Here is a 24383-nt window from a genome sequence, read left to right as displayed (position 1 = left end):
GGTCGTCAATCACGGCAGAGGTGGATTGTGCGCCATCTCCTGTGAAGAGGGGCGAGCCAACAAGGGTGATCACGAGGGGCCAGTCGGCCCCTCTTTTGTTTCCGTTTGTCACACATTGCCACACAAGCTTCCCCCTCTGGCAAAGTCTTGTGACCGGACGGGGTTGTAATGGAACCATGAGCAGGGGTGAGGCCCTGCCACGATGGAACCAGGGAGTATGTTATGACGGGTAAACGGGTGTGGTGGCTGTTGCCGCTGCTGGCGGTCGGAGTCTGGTGGCTGGGTTATGCGGGAGACGCGAACGGGGTGTGGCCCTGGCGCCATGAGATGTTGCTGCTGACGGGCCTGCTGGGGATGGCCTATATGGCCATTTCGCTGTTGCTGGCGTTGCGCCTGCCGCAGCTGGAGGTGTGGTGTGGCGGTCTGGACCGGATGTTGCGATTGCACCGCCAGACGGCCATCGGCGGCGCATTGGCACTGACCGCTCACTGGCTGCTGGTAGAGGCGCCCAAGTGGGCGGTCTCGGCGGGTTGGCTGAGCCGCCCCGCAAGGCGTGGGGCCAGTGCTGCCGCCGCTGGTGCAGGAGCAGGCAATGGCATCTCGCTCCATGCCCTTGGCAATACCCTGGGGGAGTGGAGTTTCTATCTGCTGATCGCGCTGGTGGTGGTGAGCTTGCTGGCGCTGGTGAGTTATGGCCGCTTTCGGCTGATCCACCGGTTGGCGCCGCTCATCTATCTGGCGGGCTGGGGCCACGGGCTCTGCCTGCTGCCTCAGGTGGGAGCCATGACGCCGGTTGGGGTAGCGATCTGGTTGATCGGCGGGATCGGCGCTATCGGGGCCCTCTACTCCCTGCTGGGGCAAGTGGGGGCGCGCAAGCGCCATCCCGGCCGGGTCGTTGCGGTGCGCACATTGGCGGATCAGACCTGCGAGCTGACCATGCAGCTGGAGCGGCCGCTCGCCCATTACCGCCCGGGTCAGTTTGCCTTTTTCGAATTTGACGCCAAGGAGGGGCCGCACCCCTTTACTCTGGTGCGGGTGTCGGCGGATCGGCGCCAGCTGGTGATCGCGGTACGGGCGCTCGGGGATCATACCCGTCAGCTGGTGGCAGAGGCGCGCGTCGGGGATGAGGTGGTGGTGACCGGCCCCTATGGCGCTTTTGTCGCCCCGCAAGGGGGAGGGCGAGCCCTCTGGCTGGGGGCCGGGATCGGTATCACGCCGTTTGTGGCCTGGCTGGAGGGGCTGGCTGCCCGTGGCGAGCGCGGCGAGGGGATTACCCTGATCCAGTGCGCACCGGATCTGGCGGGTGCTGTCTACCACCAGCGGTTGGCCGAGCTCTGTCATCGCACCGGTGTGCGCTATCAGCTGCATCTGGACAAGGCGGCCGGGCGGCTGGATCTGACCCGCATCGCGCAGGATGCACCCGAGCAGGTGTGGTTTTGCGGGCCGGAGGGGATGGCAGATGCCCTGACCCGGCTGTTGCCGGACGGGCATCTGCATCGCGAGCTGTTTCGTTTTCGGTGAGCTCGATGGGCGCCGTTATTTGGCGCTGGCGGGCAACTGCTTGAGGGCGGCTTTTACTGCGGCCTCCAGCTGGGGATCCCGCCCGGCCAGCATGTCGGCGGGGGTGAGGGGCACCTGCAGATCCGGGATCAGCTCCTGATTCTCGTAGAAGGTGCCGTCCGGTTTGCGCAGCCCCAGAGTTGGAATGCCGTAGGAGAGGCCGGGCACGAGGCGGGAAGTATGGCCATAGACCATGGTGCCGGTGCCGGGCACCGGCTCGCCGACGATGGGGCCAATCTTGAGCGCGCGGTAGTACTCGGGGAAGGCGGAGCCCTCCGAGTAGCTGCCGGCGTTGACCAGCACCACCGAGGGTTTGGTCCATTGACGGGTCGCGGCATCGCTGGCCCCTTGTCCCGCCTTGGGATCCGAGATGGCCATGCCGTGCGCGCTGCTGCTGCCGGTGAGGAAGCCGACCAGGGTATTGGCCAGATAGCCCCCCTTGTTGAAGCGCACGTCGACGATGAGCGCCTCGCTGCTGCGCAAACGGCCGAGCGCCTCCGACACCAGCTCCTCATAGACGGCGCTGTTCATCTCCGGCAGATAGACGTAGCCGACCCGGCCCTTGCTCAGCTTGGCCACCAGATCCCGCCGCTTGGTGATCCAGCTGTCGAGTTGCAGCCGATACTCCTGCTGCTGATCGATGGCGGTTACCTCCACCTCGTCCGGCTCCTTGTTGCCCACCTGCTGGAAGGTGAGGGCGAGCCGCGCTCCGGCCTTGTGGTTGAGGGCGCGATCTAGCTCTGTCCGGGTGGCAACCGGATTGCCGTTGATGGCAAGCAGACGGGCACCGGCAGCGATGTCGCTCTCCTGATCCAGCGGCCCGCCGGGCAGCAGATGGGTCAGCACTACCCCCTCTTTGCCATCCTGCCAGTAGCCCCCGAGGCTGGCGGTCTCATCCGCCATGTCGGGATAGCGGGTGGGGCCATAGCCCCAGGTGTGGGAGACGTTCAGCTCGCCCGCCAGCTCCGCCAGCAGGTCACCGAAGTCGCGGCCGTTGTTGATGCCGGCAAGCAGTCGGCGATAGGTGGCGACATAGCCGTTCCAGTCCACTCCGTTCATGTCGTCGCGATAGAACTCGTCCCGGGTGAGGCGGGCTATCTGGTCAAAGGCGGCCACCATCCGGGCGTGCTGGCCCCTGCTCTGCACCAGCTCGAAAGCGGAGCTGAGCGCCTCGCCGGAGTCGAGGTTAATGCGGGTGATCTCTCCGTCCCGCACCAGAGTGGCCAGGGTCGCCTCCCGATTGAGGGTGGCCATGGCCGGCCCCGGCTGATCGCCAAACAGCTGGCGGGTCTCCCCCTTGCGCAGGTCGAGCGCGTAACCCTTGATCTCGCTCTCGTTGTTGGGGCCCCCCTCTTCCACCAGATAGACGAGCTGGTCGTGAACGACCCGGCTGGCGAGCAGCGTGCCGCTGGGGAAGAGTTGCAGCGCCTCCCGATGGGAGAGGCGATCGGTCTCGAAGCCATACCCCTCCTTGGGCGGCGCCACTTCGGCCAGAAAGTCCGCCTTGGCCGCCCGGCTGCTGTAGATGCCGAGCAGGTTGCTGCCAAGGGGTTCACCATCGGCATCCAGCACACCATAGCGGGTCGATTGCCAGTAGAGGATGCCGCCATCCTGACTCCAGGCCGGCGCTCCGTCCTGATAGCCGTTGAGGCTGACGTTAACCGGCTTGGCTTTGGCATCGGCCGTATCGAGCACGGCGATCTCCTGCTGGGCCGAGTCGGGGCGGAAGGTGAGCGCCAGATGGCGGGAGTCGGGAGCAAAGGCGAGCATCACCTCGTGGCGCGAGGGGTTGAAGCTGGCGGGAACCAGCTCGCGCTCTTTGTTGCTCGCCAGATCGAGCAGATGGATGGCCTGACCATCGACCACGAAGGCGAGCAGCTTGCCATCGGGAGAGAGCACCGGACGGCTGATCCCCTTGCCGGGAATGGCCAGCAGCAGGCTCTCCTGCAAGGGGCCCGGATCGCTGAAGAGACGCTCCGGATCCGCTTTGCGCAGGCGATAGAGGGCGGCCGGCCCATCCTGCTCGGAGAGGTAGATAAGCGAGCTTTCCTTCTCGGCAAAGAGGGGGTTGGACTGCTCGCTAGGGGAGTCGGTGAGCTGGCGTACCCGCTCCCGCTCGGGATCGACGGCGAACAGGCTCCCCTCGCTCACCAGGATCAGCTCCTTGCCCTCCTCGCTGACCAGGATCTCGTCAGCCTGATTGTTGGACTGGCTCTGTTCATCCGGCTCGCTCACCACCTGCGGCGTGATGGCGAGCTTGCGCGGCTCGGTGCTGCCGGCATCGAGGCGGTAGAGCTCCCCGAGCCACGACCAGACCAGATCGCCGCTGCGCGAGGCGCTCAGCCCCCGCACCGGATTGCCCTTGTAGTGGGTCAGCTGCTGCTCCTTGCCGCTGGCCAGATCGCGGCGCCAGACGTTGAAGTCACCGCTGCGCTCGCTCAGGTAAAAGAGGGTATCCCCCTTGTCGCTCCAGACCGGGTCGGTGGCCGCCACTCGATCTTCGGTCAGCTGCTTGTGCTGCTTGCCATCAAACAGCCAGAGACGGGGCACCGCGAACGAGTGCTGGTGCTTGCGAAAGGGTTGCTCCATAGACGGCATCTGGTAGGCGAGCTGCTGCCCGTGCGGGCGAGCGAGGATCGCTGGCAGCGGCAGATCGGCCTGCAGCTTGCCTCCTGTTACCGGCGCCCAGTAGAGGGCGCTGACCTGAACTCCTTCGGCCACGAAGTGATCGGCATTGGGGTCGGTCAGCCTCTGGCTGCTCAGCAGCAGCTGTTTGCCATCGGGGCTGAATGCCTGCGGCAGGTCGTTGCGCGAGTCGCGGGTGAGCCGCACCATCTTGCCGCCGCTGGCGGGCACCACGAACACATCCTCGTTGCCATAGAGGTTGGCGGCAAAGGCGATCTGCTTGCCATCCGGCGACCAGATGGGGCGCTGGCTCAGGTAGCTGCTGCCGGTAAGGGCACTGGCCGGCCCCCCTTGTGCGCTGGTGATGAAGATCCGTCCCTGCCAGGTGAAGGCAAGCTGCTTGCCATCGGGGGAGAGGGCGGGATCGCGCAGCCAGAGCGCATCCGCTGCGTAAGATGCGGGCAGCCAGAGCAGCAGGGGTGACAACAGCAGGTGGACGAAGCGGCATGAAGAGCGCATGGCATGATCCTGTCGATGGATTGAAAAGTAATCATCGCCGATCATCAGGTCATACGCCAGAACTGATGTTTGACGCTATCTTATTGTTTTGAATATTAATTATTGAAGTCTGACCGACGTGCGCGGGGATCAGGCGAAACCGGTGCCAAGATATGTTTTATCGCGCATATTGAGTATTGATGGCGATCCAATATCATGGCGCTCGCTCGCCAGCAGGCGAAGATTATTCAGATGATTTGGCAACACCAAAGCCCGTATCAGAGGCTTGTCGAGGGATGGAATGAGAGCCGTATTACTGTGTTTACTGGGGCTGTGGCCCGCATTGAGTTTTGCCACCCTGTCTGCCGACATGGTGGTGGTCAAGAAGTCCACCTATAGCCTGACCCTGATGAAGGATGGCAAAGAGGTCAAACGCTACTGGATCGCGCTGGGCCCGGCGCCCAAGGGTCACAAGCAGCGGGAAGGGGATCAGCGCACACCGGAAGGTCGCTACATCCTCGACTATAAAAAGACCAACTCCGGCTATTACAAGGCGATCCACATCAACTACCCCAATCTGGACGACATCAAGGCGGCCAACGAGAAGGGGGTAAACCCGGGTGGCATGATCATGATCCACGGCCAGATCAACAGCATTGGCAACCGCAGGGTACAGCCCTCCAACTGGACCAATGGCTGCATCGCCATGCTCAACCACGATCTGGATGAGGTGTGGGAGGCCGTCAAGCCCGGCACGCCCATCATCATCGAACCCTGATTGATGAACAGGGCCCGCTCCATCGAGCGGGCCCCGTTGGTTTATAGCGGATGTGATCCCGCCTTTCGGATGTCTTTTATGGACATCCACCATGTTATGAATGTCAATTCCAAAAAAGCCTGCAAAAGGTGAGGATATGGGCTCAGCCAGTGAAGGAGCTTGCCATGTCTTTGACCGAAACCTGCCAGCGCATCGTGCGCGATCCCCATCTCTCTCCCGCCCAGAAGAGCCACGCGCTGGCGCTGGCCGCCGAGAATGCGCTGCCATACCCCGACCTGCCTGCCGCAGTGGCCGAGGCGATGGAGCAGGGATTTGTCTGTGACATGTTCGAGGGCCACGCTCCCTACAAGCCGCGCTATGTGCTGCCGGACTACGAGAAGTTCCTGACCCAGGGCTCCGCCTGGCTGGAGCTGGCAGCGCCGCGGGATTTCGATGAAGCGCTCGATGCCCTGCGCATCCTCTATCACCACGTTCCTTCCGTCACCGGCATGCCGGTCTGGCTGGGACGGCTCGATCAGCTGCTGCTCCCTTTTGTCGGCGAGCTGGATGACGAGACTCTCTACCGCAAGCTGAAAGGGTTCTGGATCTATCTGGACCGGGTGCTGCCGGACGCCTTCATGCACGTCAACATCGGCCCCGATGACAACCGGATCTGCCGCCTGATCCTGCGCATCGACAACGAGCTCAAGCAGGTGGCCCCCAACCTCACCTTCTTTCACGATCCGGAGCAGACTCCCGATGATCTGCTGCTGAGGGCTGTGAAGAACATCGCCGAGTGCAGCAAGCCGCACATCGCCAACTACCCGATCCATCGCGATACCTTCGACCAGCGTGGGTTTGGCATCGTCAGCTGCTACAACTCCCTGCCGCAGGCCGGTGGTGCCAACACCCTGGTGCGCATCTCCCTCAAGCGGGTCGCCGAGCAGGCACAGGGGATCGATGACTTCCTTGGTTGCCTGTTGCCCCACTACTGCCGTCTCACGTCCCAGCTGATCGCGGTGCGCGCCGCCTTCCTGCACGAGGAGTCCGGTTTCTTCGACAGCTTCCTGATCAAGGAGGGGCTGCTGGATGAGGATCGCTTCGTCCCCATGTTCGGCATCTACGGCATGGCGGAAGCGGTCAACATCCTGATGGATAAAGAGAATCTGCCGGGCCGCTACGGTCACGACGAAGAGGCAAATCAGCTTGGCTATCGCATCTCGGCCCAGCTTTCGGAATATGTCACTGCGACGCCGCAGGCCCATGCCTGGGGTGGGCACGCTCTGCTGCACTCACAGGGCGGCCTCAGCATCGATGTGGCGGTGACCCCGGGGGTACGGATTCCCTACGGGCAGGAGCCGGATCCTGCCAGCCATGTGCTGGCGCTGGCGCCGCACCACGGCTACTACCACTCGGGGATCAGCGAGATCCTGACCCTGGATCCCACCATCCGCCAGAATCCGCAGGCGCTGCTGCAGCTCTGCAAGGGGGCGCTCGCCATCGGCATGCGCGAGTTCACCGCCAACGTGGCCGACAGCGATCTGGTGCGGGTGACCGGCTACATGATCCGCAAGAGCGACGTGGCCCGCTTCGCAGAGGAGGGGTCGCGGTTGCAGACCACCTGTCTTGGTGCCGAGGCGAGTGAAGTGACCGCCATCCGCCAGCGGGCACCGCGAGTGGTGGCCAATGAGTCGACCATCAGCCAGTACTGAGCCGAGTCCGATGGATGAAGCTCTGCTGACGCGCAGCGCCCTGGTGAGCAGGGTGCTGCCTTTTTCCTGTGTTGACGGGCCGGGCAACCGGCTGGTCTTGTTTCTGCAAGGGTGCAACTTCAGCTGCCCCGGTTGTCACAATCCCCACACTATCGGGCTGTGCGACGATTGCGGCGACTGCCTTGCGGTCTGCCCGAATGGCGCCCTCACCATGAGCGAGGGCAAGGTTCATTGGCAGGAGGCGCACTGTACCGATTGCGACGCCTGTCTGGAGGCCTGCCCGCGCAGCGCCAATCCCAAAACCACTACCATGACGGTGGCCGACGTGCTGGCCCTGCTACGCCGCTACGGCCCGCTGCTGAGCGGCATTACCGTCTCGGGCGGTGAGGCGACCACCCGGCTTCCTTTCGTGGCGGCCCTGTTTCGCGCTATCAAGGAGGCGCCGGATCTGGCCCATCTCAGCTGTCTGCTCGACAGCAATGGCTCGCTGGCCGAGACTGGCTGGCAGCGGCTGCTGCCGCAGCTCGACGGCGCCATGATCGACCTCAAGGGGTGGCGTGACTCGGTACACCTCTCCCTGACCGGCTATGGCCGCGAGCGGGTGCTGGCTTCGCTCAGGTTGCTGGCAAGTCACGGCAAGCTGGCCGAGTTGCGGCTGCTCCATGTGCCGGGCAGGAGCGATTTTCTGGATGTAGAGGGGCAGCTCGATCGCGGTCTTGCCGATTTTCTGCGCCAGCTCGGCGCCGTGCCGATCCGGCTCAACGGTTTTCGCCACCACGGGGTGAGGGGAGAAGCGATCCGCTGGCCCGAGGCAACCCGTGACGAGCTGGAACAGCTGGCAAGTCGTTTGCGTGAGGCCGGGCTTGGGCCAGTGACGCTGCCGCCGCTAATCTGATTTCGGAGTCATGCCACAATACGACAGGCTGCGCCGCCAAAGCGGACAACTGTGATTTCTGTCTATTGGAGGGGGCGATTGGGGCGGCTAGAATATCGGCCATCCTCTTCCCCGCAATGACAAAGAATCATGAGTGAAAGCAAGGCGTTATATCGGGTTCAGTTTATTTGCCACAGCGAGCGCTACGAAGTGTATGTGCGCGAGGTGAATCAGGGTCAGCTGTTCGGCTTTATCGAGATCGCCGATTTTGTGTGGGACAACCACACGGCGCTTATCGTCGACCCCAGCCACGAGAAGCTCAAAAACGAATTTGCCGATGTCCGCCACACCATGATCCCCATGCATCAGGTGCTGCGCATCGATCAGGTGCAAAAACAGGGGGCGGCCCGCATTACCGAGCTGGGCAATAATGTCTCCCACTTCCCCAGTCCCATCTACACCAAACGCCCCTGATGGCACAGCGCCCAGCTCAGGGCGGCGTCAATTCACGGCCCAGCTGCAGGATCCGCTGGCGGAACCAGTGGCGGGCCGAACCATCGCCGGCCGGGCCATACCAGACCAGACTGTGGCTCACCTTGCCGTAATCGAACGGGACCGGCCGGATCGCCAGATCCTGCTGGCTGGCCATGCGTGTCGCCCAGCCACCGATGGCGGTGAGAATGAGATCGCAGTGAGGTAGCAGGGCCGCGGCGCTGGCAAAATCGGGCAGGGTGGCGCCAATCTGGCGGCGTACCTGCTGCTGGGCCAGGCTCTGCTCGAAGAAGGGATTGGCCAGCTCGCTGTCGCGGATGGCGATGTGGCGCCAGCTCAGGTAAGCATCGAGATCCCATGGCTGTGCCAGCGCCGGATGATCCTTACGCAGCAGGCAGACCAGCTGCTCCTCCCGGAGTGTCTCCCACACCAGCCCTTGCTGGCGCGGCAGTGGCTGGCTCTGATCGTGAGGCAGAATGACGAAGTCGAGCTTGCCCGCCGCCAGCGCCTCCAGCCCCTGCTCATCCTTGTTGCGGATCTCCGGCACCATGCCGGGCACCTCTCTCATCAGTTGCCCCAAGATCGGCCCCACCGGCCAGCTCATCACGCTCTCGCGCAATCCCAGCCGCAAGGTGCCTTGCCACTGTTGGGGGTCGAAGGCGTTCTGGCGGGTCAGTCCGCTCAGTTCGCTCAGCAGTCGGTGCAGGGTCGGGGCCAGCCGTTCGGCAAAGGGGGTGAGCAGCAGCTGGTTGCCCTGGCGGTAGAGCAGCTGGTCGCCGAGCTGTTCACGCAGCTGATTGAGGGTCTTGCTGACGGTAGAGGGGGTGGTGCAGAGCCGCTCTGCGGTGCGGGTGACACTCTGGTTGTCGAGCAGCAAGTGCAGGGTGACCAGATGGCGACCGCCCAATCTCGAGAGTGCGATCAGATCCATAACGACTCCACAAGCGAATGAAACAGACCAAAAGCCCCGCCAAAGCGGGGCTTGCGCGGATTAGCCCTTGAGCACCGCCGCCATGGCGTCAGCAACATAGTCGACGTTGCGGCTGTTGAGGCCCGCCACGCACATACGGCCGGAGCGCACCAGATAGACGGCGAACTCCTCGCGCAGGCGATCTACCTGCTCCGGGGTGAAGCCGGTGTAGCTGAACATGCCGCGCTGGTTGATGAAGTAGCTGAAATCTCGGCCTGGCACTTTGGCGCTCAACACCTCGAACAGCTTCTGGCGCATCGCCTTGATGCGGGTGCGCATCTCGGTCACTTCATCGACCCACATGGCGTGCAGCTCGGGCTGGCTCATCACCGCCGCGGTGATTTGGCCACCGTGAGTGGGAGGGCTGGAGTAGTTGCGGCGCACGGTGGCCTTCATCTGGCCCAGCACCCGGCCCGCCTCTTCGGCATCCTGGCAGATGACCGACAGGCCGCCACAGCGCTCACCGTAGAAGGAGAGGTTCTTGGAAAACGAGTTGCTGACGAAGAAGCTGACCCCGGCGGCCACCATGGCGCGGATGGCGTAGGCATCCTCTTCCAGTCCGTCACCGAAGCCCTGATAGGCGATGTCCATAAAGGGGATCAGGTTCTTCTCGACCACCAGCGCAATCACCCTATCCCACTGGGCGCGGGAGAGATCCACCCCGGTCGGGTTGTGGCAGCAGGGGTGCAGCAGCACGATGCTCTTGGCCGGCAGGCTGCTCAGGCAGTCGATCATCGCATCGAACTGCACGCCGCCGGTGGCCGCATCGTAGTAGGGGTAGTCGTGCACCTTGATGCCGGCGCCCTCGAACATCGCCTTGTGGTTGTCCCATGTCGGATTGCTGACCCACACCTCGGAGGCCGGGAAGTAGCGCTTGAGCAGATCTGCGCCGATCTTCAGTGCGCCCGAGCCACCGATGGTCTGGATGGTGGCGATACGTCCCGCCTTGATCGCTTCATGGTCGGCACCAAACAGCAGGTGCTGCACCGCGGTGCGGTAGTTGGCGGCACCCTCCATCGGCTGGTAGGGGCGCGGCGCCGGGGCGGCGGCGCGCTGGGCTTCGGCCTGCTGCACCGACGGCAGCAGCGGAATGCGGCCCTGCTCATCGTAATAGAGGCCGATCCCCAGATTCACCTTCTGCTCGCGGGTGTCTTTGTGGAAGGTCTCGACTAGGGTCAGGATGGGGTCGCCAGCATAGGCATCGACGTGTTCAAACATGGGGGGTCCTTGCGAAATGGAATCCAGAGTATGGCGATCAATGATCGGCGCTCATCATGGCGTAAAGCCGGCGAGGGCTCAAGTCGGAAAGGGGTAGGGCTGGCGGGTCGACACTGGTCTGCTGTAAACGGGATGATGCGGGGCTGCCAGCAGCCCCATTCTGAGGCCTTACTTCAGATAGGATCGCAAGACCCGCACGACCTGATCCAGATCCTCCAGCCGCTCGGCGTGGGTCGCCTCTTCGGCGCCCAGGTGTTCGCGCATGTGCCCCTCAAGCACCTCCAGCATCAGGCCGTTGACGGCACCGCGGATGGCGGCGATCTGCTGCAAAATAGCGGCGCACTCGCTCTCCTGATCCAGCGCGCTCTCCAGCGCACCGGCCTGTCCCTTGATGCGGCGCACCCGTGCCAGCAGCTTCTTCTTGTCGTGGATGGTGTGTGACATGCAGGATCCTCTCGATCAATAAAACTATACTGGGGTATAGTATATCGCGTTGTCGTTATCAGGAGAAATTCATGTCATCCCTCGCCTCATCCCACTGCCACCAACCCGTTGTGCACGAAGGCAATCCGCTGGCCGAACAGAAGACCCGCTGGGCCGTGCTGCTCACAGTCATCATGATGGTGGCGGAGATCGGCGGCGGCTGGTTCTACAACTCCATGGCGCTGTTGGCCGACGGCTGGCACATGAGTTCCCACGCGCTGGCGCTCGGTCTCTCGGTATTGGCCTACCGCGCCGCCCGCCACTTTGCCCGTGACCACAGATTCAGCTTCGGCACCTGGAAGATCGAGGTGCTGGGTGGCTTCACCAGCGCTCTCTTGCTGGTGGGGGTGGCCGGCATGATGCTGTTCGAGTCGGTATTCCGGCTGCTGGATCCCAGCCCGATCCACTACCAGCAGGCTATCGCCATCGCCATCGTCGGCCTGCTGGTGAACCTTACCTGTGCCTGGCTGCTCAAGGATGATCACGGTCACCACCATCATCACGGCCATGGGCATGGTCACCATGATGATCATCACGACCACGATCACTCGCACGATCATCACCACGGCCATCAGGATCTCAACCTGCGCGCCGCCTACATCCACGTGCTGGCAGATGCAGCCACCTCGGTGCTGGCGATTCTGGCGCTGGTGGGTGGCATGCTGTGGGGCGCTGACTGGCTCGATCCGCTGATGGGCATAGTGGGTGCCGGACTGGTCGCTGTATGGGCCTGGGGGCTGCTGCGCGACTCCGGCCGGGTGCTGCTGGATGCCGAGATGGATGCCCCGCTGGTGGCGGAAATCCGCGAGGTGATTGCCGAACTGCCACAGACCGAGATCCGTGATCTCCACGTCTGGCGAGTGGGGCAGCAGCAGTATGCCTGCGTGCTCTCCCTGCTGATGATGGCGCCCCTGTCGGCCAATCAGATCCGCGAGCGGCTCGCCATCCATGAAGAACTGGTGCACGTGACCATCGAGATTGCGACCGAATAAGAGCAAACATGGGGGCCTTGGCCCCCCGGTTTCAATGCCGTTGGCGCTCTGATGTCAGTGTGGTTGCCCGGTGATCTCCTCCTGCGGCTTGTGTTGCCAGACAGCGCCCAGCAGCAGCTTGAGTAGCAGTTGTGGCGGGTTATCGAGCAGTTTGCCTGACTCCAGCAGCAGCTGTCCGTCGGCACCAAAGCCAAGGCTTGCATCGATGGTGCCATCTTCGGCTACCACCTGGAGCAGGCCGTTGAGGGCGCCGCGCTCACCGGGCTGGCAGCGCAGCCGCAGCTCGCGGGCCTCTCCCAGCAGAGTGAAGGCGCGGCTCAGGGGAGGTGAGTCCTCATAGTCGGGCCAGTTGAAGAAGTGATACTGCTCGGCCAGGGTGCCAGCTTGCTGGCAAAACTGGTCGAACAACTGACCGATCGCCTGGTACTCCAGATCCAGTCGTTGCGCCTGTTCCTCAATCCTTTTCATCACCAGCTCCTTCTCTATCCACGTGATCGAAAATTGCTTTTCCCGACCCGGTGACCACCGTTAGTCAGATATGAGGCCAAATTGCCGCGGGGTCTGTGAGCCGGATCCAAGTTTCCATCTGAAAACGTTATCTTGTTGAAAAAGTTTGGCTTTTCTGCCTGACTGCTCACATTTGCAACGATTTTCGCTGATTAAGATGGCACCACCTGGCAATGACCGGGTGCTCGACTATCGAGACTAACTACACAGCGGGAATTATAAAAATCATGGATATGAAAAAGACCAAAGTGGCGCTGGCAACAGCCTCACTGCTCATGCTTTTGTCTGGCTGTAATGACAACAGCTCAGACTCCTCCGGTGTGAAACCCGTCCCCCCTACACCGCCTACGCCTGAAGTAACTGATGGGCCTGTTGCCCGTTTACCCAAGATGGATCCCCCCAAAGAGCTGCTGATGGCTGGTAACAATCAGGCGGTGATCGCTCTGGTCGATACCCAGACAGCGGCGGCCAAAAGTGCCCAAGGGCCCTTTGCCAGCTACAGCCTCCATCTCTGGAACAATGAGGCCTGCTCTGCCACCGAGGCGAGCGGTCTGAACAGCGGTTGGGACGACAAGAGCAAGAGCCCGGCAGCGGCTGACAGCTTTGGCCCGGCCTGGGTGGTGCCGCTCAGCAAGCTGGAAGGTTGCATCAACTTTATCGCTCGCAACGGCGATCTGGCCAACCTGACCGGTAGCGATATGAAGGTGATCTTCCAGGATCATCCGGATCGCACCGTGGCCATTGTGGCGGGCAAGAAGGAGGTGTTTGGCAGCCGCGCCGACGCCTTCACCGCCGCGTTTGGCGTGGCGGGGGCCAGCGCTCATCTGATCGATGGCAACACCCTGATCTGGCAAGGTGGCAAGGACAAGCCCCATGTTCGTCTCTATTACACCGACACGGGATCCATCAAGGCCAATGCTGATGGGGTGTTCGATTTCCCCTATATCAGCCTGACCGCGACCAATCTGACTGCCGAGCAGCAGGCCAAATATCCGCACCTCAAGGATGCGGCTGCCTTTGCCCTGCCGGCTGGCAAGGATCTCAAGCCGCTGCTCAAGGGGGAGCTGGTGGCTATCGGCACCGATGCCGACGGCATTTTGCAGGGAGCAACCCTGGTGCAGAGCGCTGGTGCCCTCGATGCTCTCTATGCGACCGAGGCAACCAAGCTCAGCTATGGCGCCGTGGTAGATGGCAATCGGGTGACCTTCCGCCTCTGGGCGCCGACCGCCAAGTCGGTCAAACTGGCTCTCTACAACGCCAGCCACCAGAAGAGTGGCGAGGTAGCTATGACCTTTGACAGCGCCAGCGGCAGCTGGAGTTACGAAGGGGGGAGCGAGCTGATCGGTAAGTTCTACCGCTACGACATGGAGGTGTACCACCCGCTGAGCCGCAAAGTCGAGCACTACGAGGTGACCGACCCCTATTCCCTGAGCCTCGCGATGAACTCCGAGTTCAGTCAGGTGGTGGATCTCAACGATCCGGCCCTCAAGCCGGAAGGGTGGGATAGCCTGAAGGCGCCCCACAGCCAGCAGAATCCAGCCGATATTACCATCTATGAAGCCCATGTCCGCGATCTCACCGGCAACGATGATTCCACCCCGGTGGAGCATCGCGGCAAGTTCCTCGGCCTGACCGACAATGGCACCAAGCCGGTCGCCCACCTGCAGGCGCTGGCCAAGAGCGGTGTCAGTCATTTGCATCTGCTGCCGGTGTTCGATATCGCTACCGTCAACGAGGATCCGGCCAAGGTGGCCAATATCAGCGATGACTTCAGCAAGCTCTGCCAGGTCAATCCGGATGTGAAAACGTCCAGGTTTGGCACTTACTGCGGTGGCGGCCAGACAGTCGGCCAGGTGCTGGATACGCTCAAGTCGGGCGACACCAAGGATAACCCGCAGGTGCAGGAGCTCTCCGGCTATCTGCGCGGCGTCGACTCCTTCAACTGGGGTTATGACCCCTACCACTACACGACGCCGGAAGGTTCCTACGCCACCAATGCCGAGGGCACCCAGCGCATCCTTGAGTTCCGCGAGATGGTCAAGGCCATCAAGCAGAATATCGGCATGAACGTGGTGATGGACGTGGTCTACAACCACACCAACGAATCCGGACTTGGCACCAAGTCGGTGCTCGACAAAATAGTGCCCTGGTACTATCAGCGCCTCAACCCGGAGACCGGCTCGGTGGAGAACTCCACCTGTTGTTCCAACACGGCGCCGGAGCACGCCATGTTCGCCAAGCTGATGGATGACTCTCTGGTCACCTGGGCGCGGGACTACAAGATCGATGCCTTCCGCTTCGACCTGATGGGCCACCACCCGAAAGATCAGATGGTGCAGGCGCTGGCCGCGGTGAAGAAGGTCAACCCGGATATGTACTTCTACGGCGAGGGGTGGAACTTCGGCGAGGTGCAGGATGACAAGCGCTTTGTGCAGGCGACCCAGAAGCATCTGGCCGGCACCGGCATCGGCTCCTTCTCCGACCGCTTGCGGGATGCGGTGCGCGGCGGCAGTCCGTTCGACGGTGGCGATACCATTCGCGAGACCCAGGGCTTTGGCAACGGTGCCTTTGTCTACCCCAATGAAGCGAGCAAGGTGACCAGGGATCAGGCACTCCATCTGGCGGATCTGGTGCGTCTTGGCATGGCGGGCAACCTCAGGGATTTCGTCCTGACCGACAAGGACGGGGTGCCGAAGAAGGGCTCCGAGATCGACTACAACGGCCAGAGCGCCGGTTATGCCAAGGATCCGGGGGAGGTGCAGAACTATGTCGACAAGCACGACAACCAGACTCTGTTCGACAACCTGATCTACAAGGCACCTGCCAGTGCCGATCTGGTGCGGATGCAGGGGGTATCGCTCGCCACCGCCATGCTGGGGCAGGGTATCCCCTTCACCCACGCCGGTGTCGAGCTGCTGAGATCCAAATCCATGGAACGGGACAGCTACGACTCGGGCGACTGGTACAACAAGGTCGACTACACCCTGGCTGACAACAACTTCGACAAGGGATTGCCGCGCAAGGATAAGGATGGCGACAACTATCCGCTGATCGAGAAGGTGCTGACGCTCAATGGCAAGCCAAATGGCACCGACATGGAGACCATGGTTGGCTTCTATCAGGAGCTGGCGGAGCTGCGCAAATCATCGCGTTTGCTGCGTCTTGGCAGCGGGGCCGAGGTGATCAAGCGGGTCGATTTCCGCAATACCGGCCCGGCTCAGGTGCCCGGCCTCATCGTGATGACGGTGGATGACGGCATTAATGCGGGAGCGGATCTGGATCCGGCCATCGACGGTCTGGTGGTGATGATCAACGCCACCAACCAGAGCCAGAGCATTGGCGATTTCCGTGATGGCAACGATCAGCCGATCGACCTGAGCGGCTTGCAACTGAGCTCCGCTCACCACGCTGGCAACAGCATCGCCCGCGATGCCGCTGTCAGTGGCGGCACCCTGACGCTGGGGGCCTGGTCGGCCGCTGTGTTCGTCAAGCCGCAGTCCGGTGCGCAGGGGGCGGGTCTGCCGCTTGGCAAGAAAACCGACCTGAGCACCCTGCCACCGTTTGGCAACACGGGCATTTTTGTGCGTGGTTTCCTGGGTCAGTGGGATGCGGTCAACCAGATGAGCTTTGATGGCAACTACATATACGGGTTGACCATGCCGGTCACCGATAGCCAATTGGGTCAGATCACCCTGAAGATCGCCGATGCCAGCTGGAACATCGCCAACTATGGCAAGTGTGCGCCGAGCGATGTGCTGACCGTTTCAGCCCCTCTTACCCTGTGCAAAGGAGGGAGTGACGTCGGTATGACCCTGAGCAAGGCGGGTAACTACAAGTTTGTCTTTACCGCCATGGACAAGGAGAAGCCGACCCTGAGCGTCAGCGTGGCGGATGCAACACCCTAGGTAAACCCATTGAGCCCGGGGGATGGCTCGGCGTCCCCGGGTTGAATTCCACCTCGCCAAGGGTGGGATAATCCGAGAGAGTAAGCAAAGCGCGACTGCCGACCGGCAGGCGCGCTTTTTCTTTTACGGGGCGCAATGAGAGGAAAAAGAAAAGCCGTCCCGGTTGGGGGACGGCTTTTGGTTGGGATGCTGTCGACTGGCTTAACGCTTGCGCAGCAGGCGCAGGGCGTTGGCGGTGACCAGCGCGGTGGCGCCGGTATCGGCCAGCACCGCAATCCATAGGCCGGTGATGCCGAGCAGACTGGTGACCAGGAAGATGGCCTTCAGTCCCAGAGCCAGCGCGATATTCTGGTGAATATTGGCCAGCGCCGAGCGGGAGAGGCGGATCATCGCGGCGATACCGGCGAGCTGGTTGTGAGTCAGCGCCGCATCAGCGGTCTCCAGTGCCACGTCGGTGCCACCACCCATGGCGATGCCGATACTGGCCCGCTTCATGGCCGGGGCATCGTTGATGCCATCACCGATCATCGCGACTTTCTGCGAGCTGGCGAGTTTGGCAATCTCATCGACTTTGCCCTCCGGCAACAGGCCGGCGCGCCAGCCCATCCCAAGTTCACCGGCGATGGCCTCGGCGGCGCGGGCGTTGTCCCCGGTCAGCATGATGCTCTGCAGGCCGAGTCGGTTGAGCTCTTGCAGCGCCTCTGCCGCTTCCGGCCGGATCTGATCCCGCAGGGCCAGCAGGGCTACCGGCAGAGCCTGTTCGCTGCTGCTCTGGCAGAGCACGACCACCGTCTTGCCCTGTTGTTCCAGCATGGCGATCTGGGCCTGTTGATCTTTGCTCAGCGTAGCTATCCGGCTCGGTGCCAGCAGTTGCCACAGCTCGCCGTTGATGCGCCCTTCAACCCCCATGCCCGGCAGGGCACGCAGATCGCGGGCTTCTACCTGTGCCAGCCCCTGCTCGTTGGCAGCGGCCACCACAGCACGGGCCAGCGGGTGGTGGGAGCCCTGCTCGATGGCGGCAGCCAGCGCCAGCAGTTCGCCATTGCTCTGACCATTGAGGCTCACCAGCTCGGTCAGCTGCGGCTTGCCCAGGGTCAGGGTGCCGGTCTTGTCAAACGCCACAGTATCGATATGGGCCAATCGCTCCAGTGCGGCACCACCCTTGATCAGGGCCCCCTGCCGGGTTGCCGCCGCCAGTGCGGAGGTAACCGCTGCCGGGGTGGAGATGACCAACGCACAGGGGCAACCGATCAGCAGCAATGCCAGCCCACGATAAACCCACTCATCCCAGCTCTGGCCGAAGACAAGGGGCGGCACCAGCACCACCAGCAGGGCAACCAGCATCATGGCCGGGGTATACCAGCGGCTGAAGCGGTCGATAAAGCGCTCGATAGGGGCGCGCTGGCTTTCGGCCTCCTCGATGAGGTGCAGGATGCGGTCGATGGCGTTGTTGCCCGGTTCCGATACCACCTCAAGACGCAGCACCCGATCGGCAGCCAGACTACCGGCCGGCACCTTGTCACCCTGGCTGCGCTCCACCGGAATGGATTCACCAGTCAGGGCGCTCTCGTCAAAGGCGCCGAGGGCGTCGAGCAGGCGGGCATCGGCCGGGAGGCGCGCACCCGGAGCGATTTCGATAATGTCACCGGGACGCAGCTCATCGGCGCCGACCTCTTCGCGCACCTCGCCCTCGGCAGTGGTACGGATCCGCAACGCCTTGTCAGGCACCAGCGCCATCAGGGCGGTGACCCCGGCCCGGGCGCGACCGGCGGCGTAGGCCTCCAGATGCTCGCCCAACATGAACAGCAGCAACACCATGGCCGCTTCGGCGGTTTCGCCGAGGAACAGGGCCCCCACGGCGGCGACCGTCATCAGGGTCTCGATGGCGAAGGGGGAGCCGCTCTTGGTCAGCGCCCACGCCTTGCGGGAGATGGGCCACAGTCCCCAGAGGGTGGCCAGGGTAAAGAGCGGTTGGCCGATTTCCCCCGGCAGCAGGGCCGCCACCAGCATCAGGCCGGCCAGCGACAGCGGCTGCCAATATTTGGCGAGCAGGGTCTGCAGCGGGCCGCGCTCACGGCCGGGCTCCTGCTTGCCGCTGCTCTCGCCCTTGAGCTGGAAGCCGGCGGCCAGCACGGCGGCAGTGACGGGATCAGGGGAGAGGCCGGGGGCCAGATCCACCACCAGCTTCTCGGTGGCAAACAACACGCGTGCCTGCTGGACACCGTTGACGCGGCTGACGGCTGTCTCGATCTTGCGAGCGCAGCTGGGGCAATCCATCCCCAACACCTGCCAGCTGTGGCGACTGTTGCCTTGCGCGGGTGCGGTCAGCGGCTCGACAGGAGCCTGCGCATCGTGGTCATGATGGTCATGGTCATGGTTATGGTCATGGGATGAATTCGCTGTGCAGCAGCTCCGGGAGTGCGCGCCGCCTAGGGGGGGCTCTTCATCTCCCGGTGAGTCGCACTTCTCGAGATCCTGATGATCATGAGAGGTGGTGCCGCCACAGCAGCTGACCGGCGCGGCATTGTCACAGCAGTGACTGTTATGCTGGTGCTCGGTGGAGCTGGCCTTGCTGACAGCCTTGATGGGGGTCGCAGCATGCTGGGTGGAGCAGCAGGATTTGCTCATGGTGTGTTCCTCTTGGCTGGATCCCGCCCCTGCGGGATCCTGAATAACTGAGGCGAGTGTAAACCTTGGTGTTATATCCAAGGTCAACCCCCTTTTTATCGCGTTGATGGTGCGGCCGGGGAGGCGCCATTTTTCCCGTTATATCCCTGTGGTTGGCGGGTGTTTGTGTACCCCGGGCACGCCTATACTGGGAGGCCTGATTTTTACAACACCAATAAAGGACATGACACATGAGCAACTCAGTCACTCTGCAAGGCAACCCGGTTTCCGTCGCTGGCCACTTCCCGCTTGCCGGTGAGCAGGCCAAGCCTTTCGCTCTGGTGGCCAAGGATCTCTCCGACCTGACCCTGGAGAGCTTCGCCGGTCAGCGCAAGATCCTGAACATCTTCCCGAGCGTCGATACCCCGACCTGCGCCACCTCGGTGCGCAAGTTCAACGAGCAGGCCAGCGCCCTGAATAACACAGTCGTGCTCTGCATCTCCGCCGACCTGCCGTTCGCCCAGTCCCGCTTCTGCGGCGCCGAAGGTCTGGACAAGGTGGTAACCCTCTCCACCCTGCGTGGTGCCGCCTTCCTGCAGGATTACGGCGTGGCCTTCTCCTCCGGCCCGCTGGTAGGTCTGGCTGCCCGTGCCATCGTGGTGCTGGATGAAGAGAACAAGGTGCTGCACAGCGAGCTGGTGGCCGAAGTGGCCGACGAGCCGAACTACGCCGCCGCGCTGGCCGTGCTGTAAGAGGCAGAGCGTAAAAAATCCCGCCTTGGCGGGATTTTTTTATGGGGAGGGAACCTGTTCAGGGCTTGGTGGTTACCGATTCAGCCCTGGCAAGCGGGGATGGTTGCCAATCAACATAAGGTCGGTGGATTTTCTCGTAAATCTCGGCCAGCTTGCCGGAGGCGGCGAGTTGCTCGATGGCGCGACTTAAAAATTCGTCCATTTCATCCCCGTTCCCCCCTTTCTGGATGATGAATACATCCTCGAAATCACCAAAGAACTCACGGTGAATATTGGTCAGTTTCAGATTTTTCAGCATGAGATCCGCCTCTTCCTGAGCCCAGACAAAGGCGTCGATGCGACCCCGAGAGAGCTTGCGCAGTGACTGCTCGATACTCATCGAACGCTGTACCGGGAAGGGCATATAGTCGGGCACGGCTTCGATCAACAGATCCCGTTTGGTGGGAACTATGCCATAAGCCATGTCAGTGGTGACCGGATTGGCGGTATTGCTGTAAATCACGTGGGTCACCTTGCCAAAGCTGCGGGTGCTGAAGCGGTAGGGCAGCATGTCGACATCCTTGAGATTGCGGATGGCGGGCAGGCCGAGATCGGCTTTGCCGGCGATCACCCCGACCATGGCTCGCGCAATGGGATAGATAGTGATCTTGATGGTCACATCGGGGTAGAGATCGTCGATGGCGTGCACCAGATCGACGAAAGGGCCCGTCTTGTCGGCATTGATCAGCCCCGGTAGCTCGCCAAGGTGGGCATTGATGATGCGAGCCGGTTTGGCCTGAGTGGTGGCAGTGTCACTCGCCGTGCTGCGGGAGAGGCCGAGGGTGACGCTGCCGGTCAGGGCTGCAGCCAACAGCAGGAGGGGGATGTGTCTGATCATGGCTTCTCACTCTTTGCATAGGGTCAGGACAAGTGTAGCCATCCCCCTCTCCCTGCCGTGCCATAACGGATTGGGTTTTACTTCTCTCTCCCTGCTCACTAGACTTCGCCTCCACCTCTTCATTCAGCCGATATCTGCGTAACGCCATGACCTTTAACGAACTCGCCCTCGCGCCCGCTCTGCTGGCAGCCCTGCCAACCGACCTCAAGCACCCGACCCGGGTGCAGCAACTGGCCATCCCTGCCGTGCTGGCGGGACGGGATCTGCTGGCGCTGGCCCGAACCGGCAGTGGCAAGACGCTGGCGTTCGGTCTGCCGCTGCTGCAGCGGCTGGATCCCGCCATATCCGAGGTGCAGGGGGTGGTGCTGGTGCCGACTCGCGAGCTGGCCGCACAGGTGAGCGGTGCGCTGCAAGGTTTTGCCGATGAGCTGGGCGTGCGGCTGGTGACCCTGTGTGGCGGGGTAGCGCAGGAGCAGCAACAGGCCGAGCTGGCGCAGGGGCCACAACTGCTGGTGGCGACGCCGGGGCGATTGCGGGATCTGCTGGGTCAGCAACTGCTGAATCTGGCCGGGTTGCGCACCCTGGTACTGGATGAGGCTGATCGCCTGCTGGAGATGGGCTTCTGGCCCGACATCCAGTGGCTGCTGAACGGCATGCCGGTCGGGCGCCAGACTCTGCTCTTCTCTGCCACCCTGCCGGGCGAGCTTGAGGAGTTGGCGACCGGCCTGCTGAAGGAGCCGGATCGGGTGGAAGCGGATCCTCGCAACAGCGTGGCCGACGATATCGAAGAGCGGCTCTATCGGGTCAACAAGAGCAGCAAGGTGCCGGCGCTCATCAGTCTGCTCAAGGAGCAGGCGTGGCCGCAGGTACTGGTCTTTATCAGTGCGCGGGATGATGCCGACGGCGTCGCCAGAAAGCTGGCCAAGGCGGGCATTGCGGTGGCGGCTCTGCACGGCGAGAAGGAGCAGGCGGTGCGCGAGCAGGCTCTTGCCGATTTCAAGGCGGGCAAGGTTCGGGTGCTGGTGGCCACCGACCTGATGGCGCGCGGCATCCATGTGGAGGCTCTGCCGGTGGTGATCAATCTGGATCTGCCCGCCAGCGCCCCCGTCTATGTGCACCGCATCGGCCGTACCGCCCGGGCCGGGCGCAGCGGGCTCGCCATCTCGCTCACCTGTCATGGTGAAGCCGATATGCTGATTGCGATCCGCACCCTTACCGGACGTGAGTTGCCGGTGAGTGAGCTGGCCGGCTTCCCGGTCACCGACCAGCCAGCCAGCGGGGAGGGCAAGCGCCCACCCCGCGACAAGCAGGCCAATCGTCGCACTCAGGCCAAACGCAGCGTCAAGCAGTTCAAGGGACGGCGCTAACTCTCTGTTCGTTGGCGAAAAAATCGCGCCTGAACCGGCTTAGCTGCTCTTCGCGGTACTGCTGCCACGCGGCAGGCGCCATAGCCCCCTGCGCGGCGGCCAGCTGCTGTTCCAACGCTGCGAGCTGCTGCTGATAGCGGCTGCGCTGATCCAGCTGTTGCTGGCGGTTGGCGGCAAACTGCACGGTCGCCTCTGCTCGCTCTGCTGGCAGGAAGTGGCGAGCCTGCGTCGCCAGCTCCTCATCCCCCCACAGCTGGCGAGCCTGCTGCAAACGGGCATCCGGATTGAACAGTTCGCCCGCCAGATCCGGGTGATCTGCCGCCCACTGATCCTGCAAGCGGCTGAGGGCGTCCAGTCGCTCGGCCAGTGATAACTGCTCGCTCTCCTGAGCCAGCTCCTCCAGCGCCAGCGCATAGCGCCCCTGTAGCCGATACAGGCTCTCCCCCTCGCCAAGCCAGCGGGCCTCTGCCCCTTCCAGATTGGCAAGCCGCTCGGCCAGTGGCAGATCGCTGTCGCTTACCTCGCTCGCGAGCTGCTGGCTCAGCTCATCCGGCATAGCCCGCCAGCTGGCGGGCAGGGGTTCGCTGCGAGCAGATGACGCAGTGGTGGCCTGCGAGCTGACGACCGTAGAAAGCGGCACCTGAGCTGCCACGTTGGCTGCTCGGGTCGGCTGGCTGGCCGGAGCCTGCTGCTCTGGTGTTGTTTGTTCGCCGAACAGGTTGAACAGCAACAGTGCCGGCACAGTCAACGCCAGCAAGCCGTGGTAACGTTTCATCGGCTTATCTCTCCCTTGACCGGGAAGTGATCGGAGAGGTTGCTGGCGGGCCAGAGGCTGGCGGCGCTGCTGCGCGGGATCCAGACGCTGTTGAGGTTGTGGCGTACGGCGCCGTACTCACGGCTCACCACCAGATAGTCCAGATACTCGACGTTGGCTCCGCCCGAGAGCGGCCCACCGGCATAGGGGTTGATCCTGGGATCGAAGGTCGCTTCGGTATAGCCGCCGTAGGCCGGCTCATCGGCATTGAGGTTGGCCAGCATGCCGGCGTAGTCATCGGCAAACTTGCGTTTGTTGACGTTGAAGTCACCGCCGTAGATGACGGTATCCGTGGTCGGGATCTTCAGGCTGGCAGCCAGAGTGCGGATCTGGCCGAACTGGATCTGGCGCAGCTTGCGCGCCTCGTCGGTGTCGAAGCTGGCGGTGTGGGTAGCGAACAGGTGCCACGCCTTGCCCCCCTTGATCACCTCGGCGTACATCACCCCCTTGTCGGCGAAGCAGTCGGTGCCGGTGCATTGGGGATAGACCAGCTGTGCCTCCCGCACTATGGGATAGCGGCTGACGATCACCACGCCGCCGTCGTGGACGTTGACCCCGGGCTTGTCGAGCACCTTGGTCTGGTAGGGATACTCTTTCGCCAACGCCTGCAAAAAGCCCTCGCGGCGGCCATCGAATACCTCTTGCAGCAGCAGGGCGTCATAGCCCTTGAGATGCTCTGGCAGCAGTGCCAGCCGCTCACCGATGCTGGAGGCGATCACCGGCAGCGCCCAGACGTTGTAGCTGGCCACCTTGAGCCTGTTTTCTGCCGGTTCCGGCTGCTCCCGTTTTTGGGGTGGCGTGATCATATAGTGCAGATCGTCGTAGCGGCCGGTGAACTTGGCGGCAAAGGCCAGCTCTTGTGGCCCCGCCACGCGATGGATCTCCCGATCGTTTTGCCAGCCGGATGCGCCGGTCGGCGTCTCGCCACCGTGCTGCAAGGTGGTGTTCCACCAGGTTCCCTCCATGAGCTGGTTGAGGCGATAGACGTCGCCACTCGCTGTAGTCACGCGGGTTTCGAACAGATAGCTCTTGCCCGCCTTGACCCCCTCATAGCGATTGAAGCTGAGCACCATGGCACTCTCCCATGGGCCCAGCTCGGTGCGGTGCTGAAGCCACTGACTGCCGGGTTGCAGCTCGCCGGAACCGCTTTGGCGGATGTCGATCTGGAGCGGTTCAGGGCTGTTGTTGGTGAGATAGACATCGGTATCGGCCAGTGCCAGTTGCGGGAACTGGCTGACCAGCAGCAGGGCGGCATAACTGAGGGTTTTCTGCATCACAGGATCCTTTTGGTTGCAGGGCAATGGAAAGTGACTGTTATGGCGAATGCAGAGGTCAGTTTGTTTACATTTTCGTTACAAGTAAATGAATTGGTT

The 24383-nt window shown here is 62.7% G+C and carries 18 protein-coding genes; 9 read left to right on the top strand and 9 right to left on the bottom strand.

All coding sequences use genetic code 11. The annotated features are described in order from the left end of the window. Window positions 1-222: 222 nt before the first annotated feature. On the top strand, window positions 223-1521 hold the full coding sequence (locus tag AACR93_RS03575; protein ID WP_043850018.1) for a ferredoxin reductase family protein: 1299 nt from the start codon (window positions 223-225) through the stop codon (window positions 1519-1521). Between the two features lie 15 nt (window positions 1522-1536). On the opposite strand, the gene AACR93_RS03570 is transcribed toward AACR93_RS03575, so the two are convergent. Continuing rightward, on the bottom strand, window positions 1537-4704 hold the full coding sequence (locus AACR93_RS03570) for a S41 family peptidase (RefSeq protein ID WP_043850017.1): 3168 nt from the start codon (window positions 4702-4704) through the stop codon (window positions 1537-1539). Between the two features lie 280 nt (window positions 4705-4984). On the opposite strand from AACR93_RS03570, the gene AACR93_RS03565 reads away from it, so the two are divergent. The 4 genes from AACR93_RS03565 to AACR93_RS03550 all read left to right on the top strand — a co-directional run bounded on the left by AACR93_RS03565 (window position 4985) and on the right by AACR93_RS03550 (window position 8500). Further along, complete coding sequence (locus AACR93_RS03565; protein WP_033114013.1) at window positions 4985-5461, top strand: L,D-transpeptidase family protein; 477 nt, start codon at window positions 4985-4987, stop codon at window positions 5459-5461. Between the two features lie 164 nt (window positions 5462-5625). After that, complete coding sequence (locus tag AACR93_RS03560) at window positions 5626-7152, top strand: YjjI family glycine radical enzyme (RefSeq protein WP_043850016.1); 1527 nt, start codon at window positions 5626-5628, stop codon at window positions 7150-7152. Between the two features lie 10 nt (window positions 7153-7162). Then, window positions 7163-8047, top strand: coding sequence for a YjjW family glycine radical enzyme activase (locus AACR93_RS03555; protein WP_043850015.1), 885 nt, complete (start codon window positions 7163-7165; stop codon window positions 8045-8047). Between the two features lie 129 nt (window positions 8048-8176). After that, window positions 8177-8500: a DUF1820 family protein gene (locus AACR93_RS03550; RefSeq protein WP_033114015.1), complete on the top strand. Its 324-nt coding sequence runs from the start codon at window positions 8177-8179 to the stop codon at window positions 8498-8500. A 16-nt stretch (window positions 8501-8516) separates the two neighbouring features. Here AACR93_RS03550 and AACR93_RS03545 read toward each other — a convergent pair whose 3' ends face one another. The 3 genes from AACR93_RS03545 to AACR93_RS03535 form a co-directional block, all read right to left on the bottom strand. After that, window positions 8517-9449, bottom strand: a complete 933-nt coding sequence (locus tag AACR93_RS03545; RefSeq protein ID WP_042030354.1) for a LysR family transcriptional regulator — start codon at window positions 9447-9449, stop codon at window positions 8517-8519. Between the two features lie 60 nt (window positions 9450-9509). Continuing rightward, on the bottom strand, window positions 9510-10706 hold the full coding sequence (locus AACR93_RS03540; RefSeq protein ID WP_043850014.1) for an amino acid aminotransferase: 1197 nt from the start codon (window positions 10704-10706) through the stop codon (window positions 9510-9512). A gap of 168 nt (window positions 10707-10874) precedes the next feature. Beyond that, window positions 10875-11150, bottom strand: a complete 276-nt coding sequence (locus AACR93_RS03535) for a metal/formaldehyde-sensitive transcriptional repressor (RefSeq protein WP_043850013.1) — start codon at window positions 11148-11150, stop codon at window positions 10875-10877. Between the two features lie 71 nt (window positions 11151-11221). On the opposite strand from AACR93_RS03535, the gene dmeF reads away from it, so the two are divergent. Continuing rightward, window positions 11222-12181 (top strand): CDF family Co(II)/Ni(II) efflux transporter DmeF, encoded by a 960-nt coding sequence (gene dmeF, locus AACR93_RS03530; RefSeq protein ID WP_043850012.1) that lies wholly within the window; start codon window positions 11222-11224, stop codon window positions 12179-12181. Window positions 12182-12235: 54 nt separating this feature from the next. Here dmeF and AACR93_RS03525 read toward each other — a convergent pair whose 3' ends face one another. Next, window positions 12236-12649: a hypothetical protein gene (locus tag AACR93_RS03525; protein WP_043850011.1), complete on the bottom strand. Its 414-nt coding sequence runs from the start codon at window positions 12647-12649 to the stop codon at window positions 12236-12238. A 266-nt stretch (window positions 12650-12915) separates the two neighbouring features. Between AACR93_RS03525 and pulA the strand changes: the two genes are divergently transcribed. Beyond that, window positions 12916-16593: a pullulanase-type alpha-1,6-glucosidase gene (gene pulA, locus AACR93_RS03520; RefSeq protein ID WP_231556893.1), complete on the top strand. Its 3678-nt coding sequence runs from the start codon at window positions 12916-12918 to the stop codon at window positions 16591-16593. A gap of 201 nt (window positions 16594-16794) precedes the next feature. On the opposite strand, the gene AACR93_RS03515 is transcribed toward pulA, so the two are convergent. Beyond that, window positions 16795-19221 (bottom strand): zinc/cadmium/mercury/lead-transporting ATPase, encoded by a 2427-nt coding sequence (locus AACR93_RS03515; RefSeq protein ID WP_043850010.1) that lies wholly within the window; start codon window positions 19219-19221, stop codon window positions 16795-16797. A gap of 230 nt (window positions 19222-19451) precedes the next feature. Between AACR93_RS03515 and tpx the strand changes: the two genes are divergently transcribed. Next, window positions 19452-19952 carry a thiol peroxidase gene (gene tpx, locus AACR93_RS03510; RefSeq protein WP_043850009.1) on the top strand — a complete coding sequence of 167 codons (501 nt, stop codon included), beginning with the start codon at window positions 19452-19454 and terminating at the stop codon, window positions 19950-19952. A gap of 58 nt (window positions 19953-20010) precedes the next feature. On the opposite strand, the gene AACR93_RS03505 is transcribed toward tpx, so the two are convergent. After that, window positions 20011-20829, bottom strand: coding sequence for a transporter substrate-binding domain-containing protein (locus AACR93_RS03505; RefSeq protein WP_043850008.1), 819 nt, complete (start codon window positions 20827-20829; stop codon window positions 20011-20013). Window positions 20830-20975: 146 nt separating this feature from the next. Here AACR93_RS03505 and AACR93_RS03500 point away from each other — a divergent pair, with 146 nt between their 5' ends. Then, window positions 20976-22196 (top strand): DEAD/DEAH box helicase, encoded by a 1221-nt coding sequence (locus tag AACR93_RS03500; protein WP_043850007.1) that lies wholly within the window; start codon window positions 20976-20978, stop codon window positions 22194-22196. Here the strand turns inward: AACR93_RS03500 and AACR93_RS03495 are convergent. Beyond that, window positions 22180-22971: a hypothetical protein gene (locus AACR93_RS03495; RefSeq protein WP_043850006.1), complete on the bottom strand. Its 792-nt coding sequence runs from the start codon at window positions 22969-22971 to the stop codon at window positions 22180-22182. The genes AACR93_RS03500 and AACR93_RS03495 overlap by 17 nt on opposite strands. Beyond that, on the bottom strand, window positions 22968-24284 hold the full coding sequence (locus tag AACR93_RS03490; protein ID WP_043850005.1) for a sphingomyelin phosphodiesterase: 1317 nt from the start codon (window positions 24282-24284) through the stop codon (window positions 22968-22970). The genes AACR93_RS03495 and AACR93_RS03490 overlap by 4 nt, the downstream gene beginning before the upstream one ends. Between the last annotated feature and the right edge of the window lie 99 nt (window positions 24285-24383).

The sequence above is a fragment of the Aeromonas sp. L_1B5_3 genome, assembly GCF_963866575.1.
Lineage (GTDB): Bacteria > Pseudomonadota > Gammaproteobacteria > Enterobacterales > Aeromonadaceae > Aeromonas > Aeromonas jandaei.
Note: the sequence above shows the minus strand (reverse complement) of the source record. Positions and strands in the feature narration are given on the sequence as shown.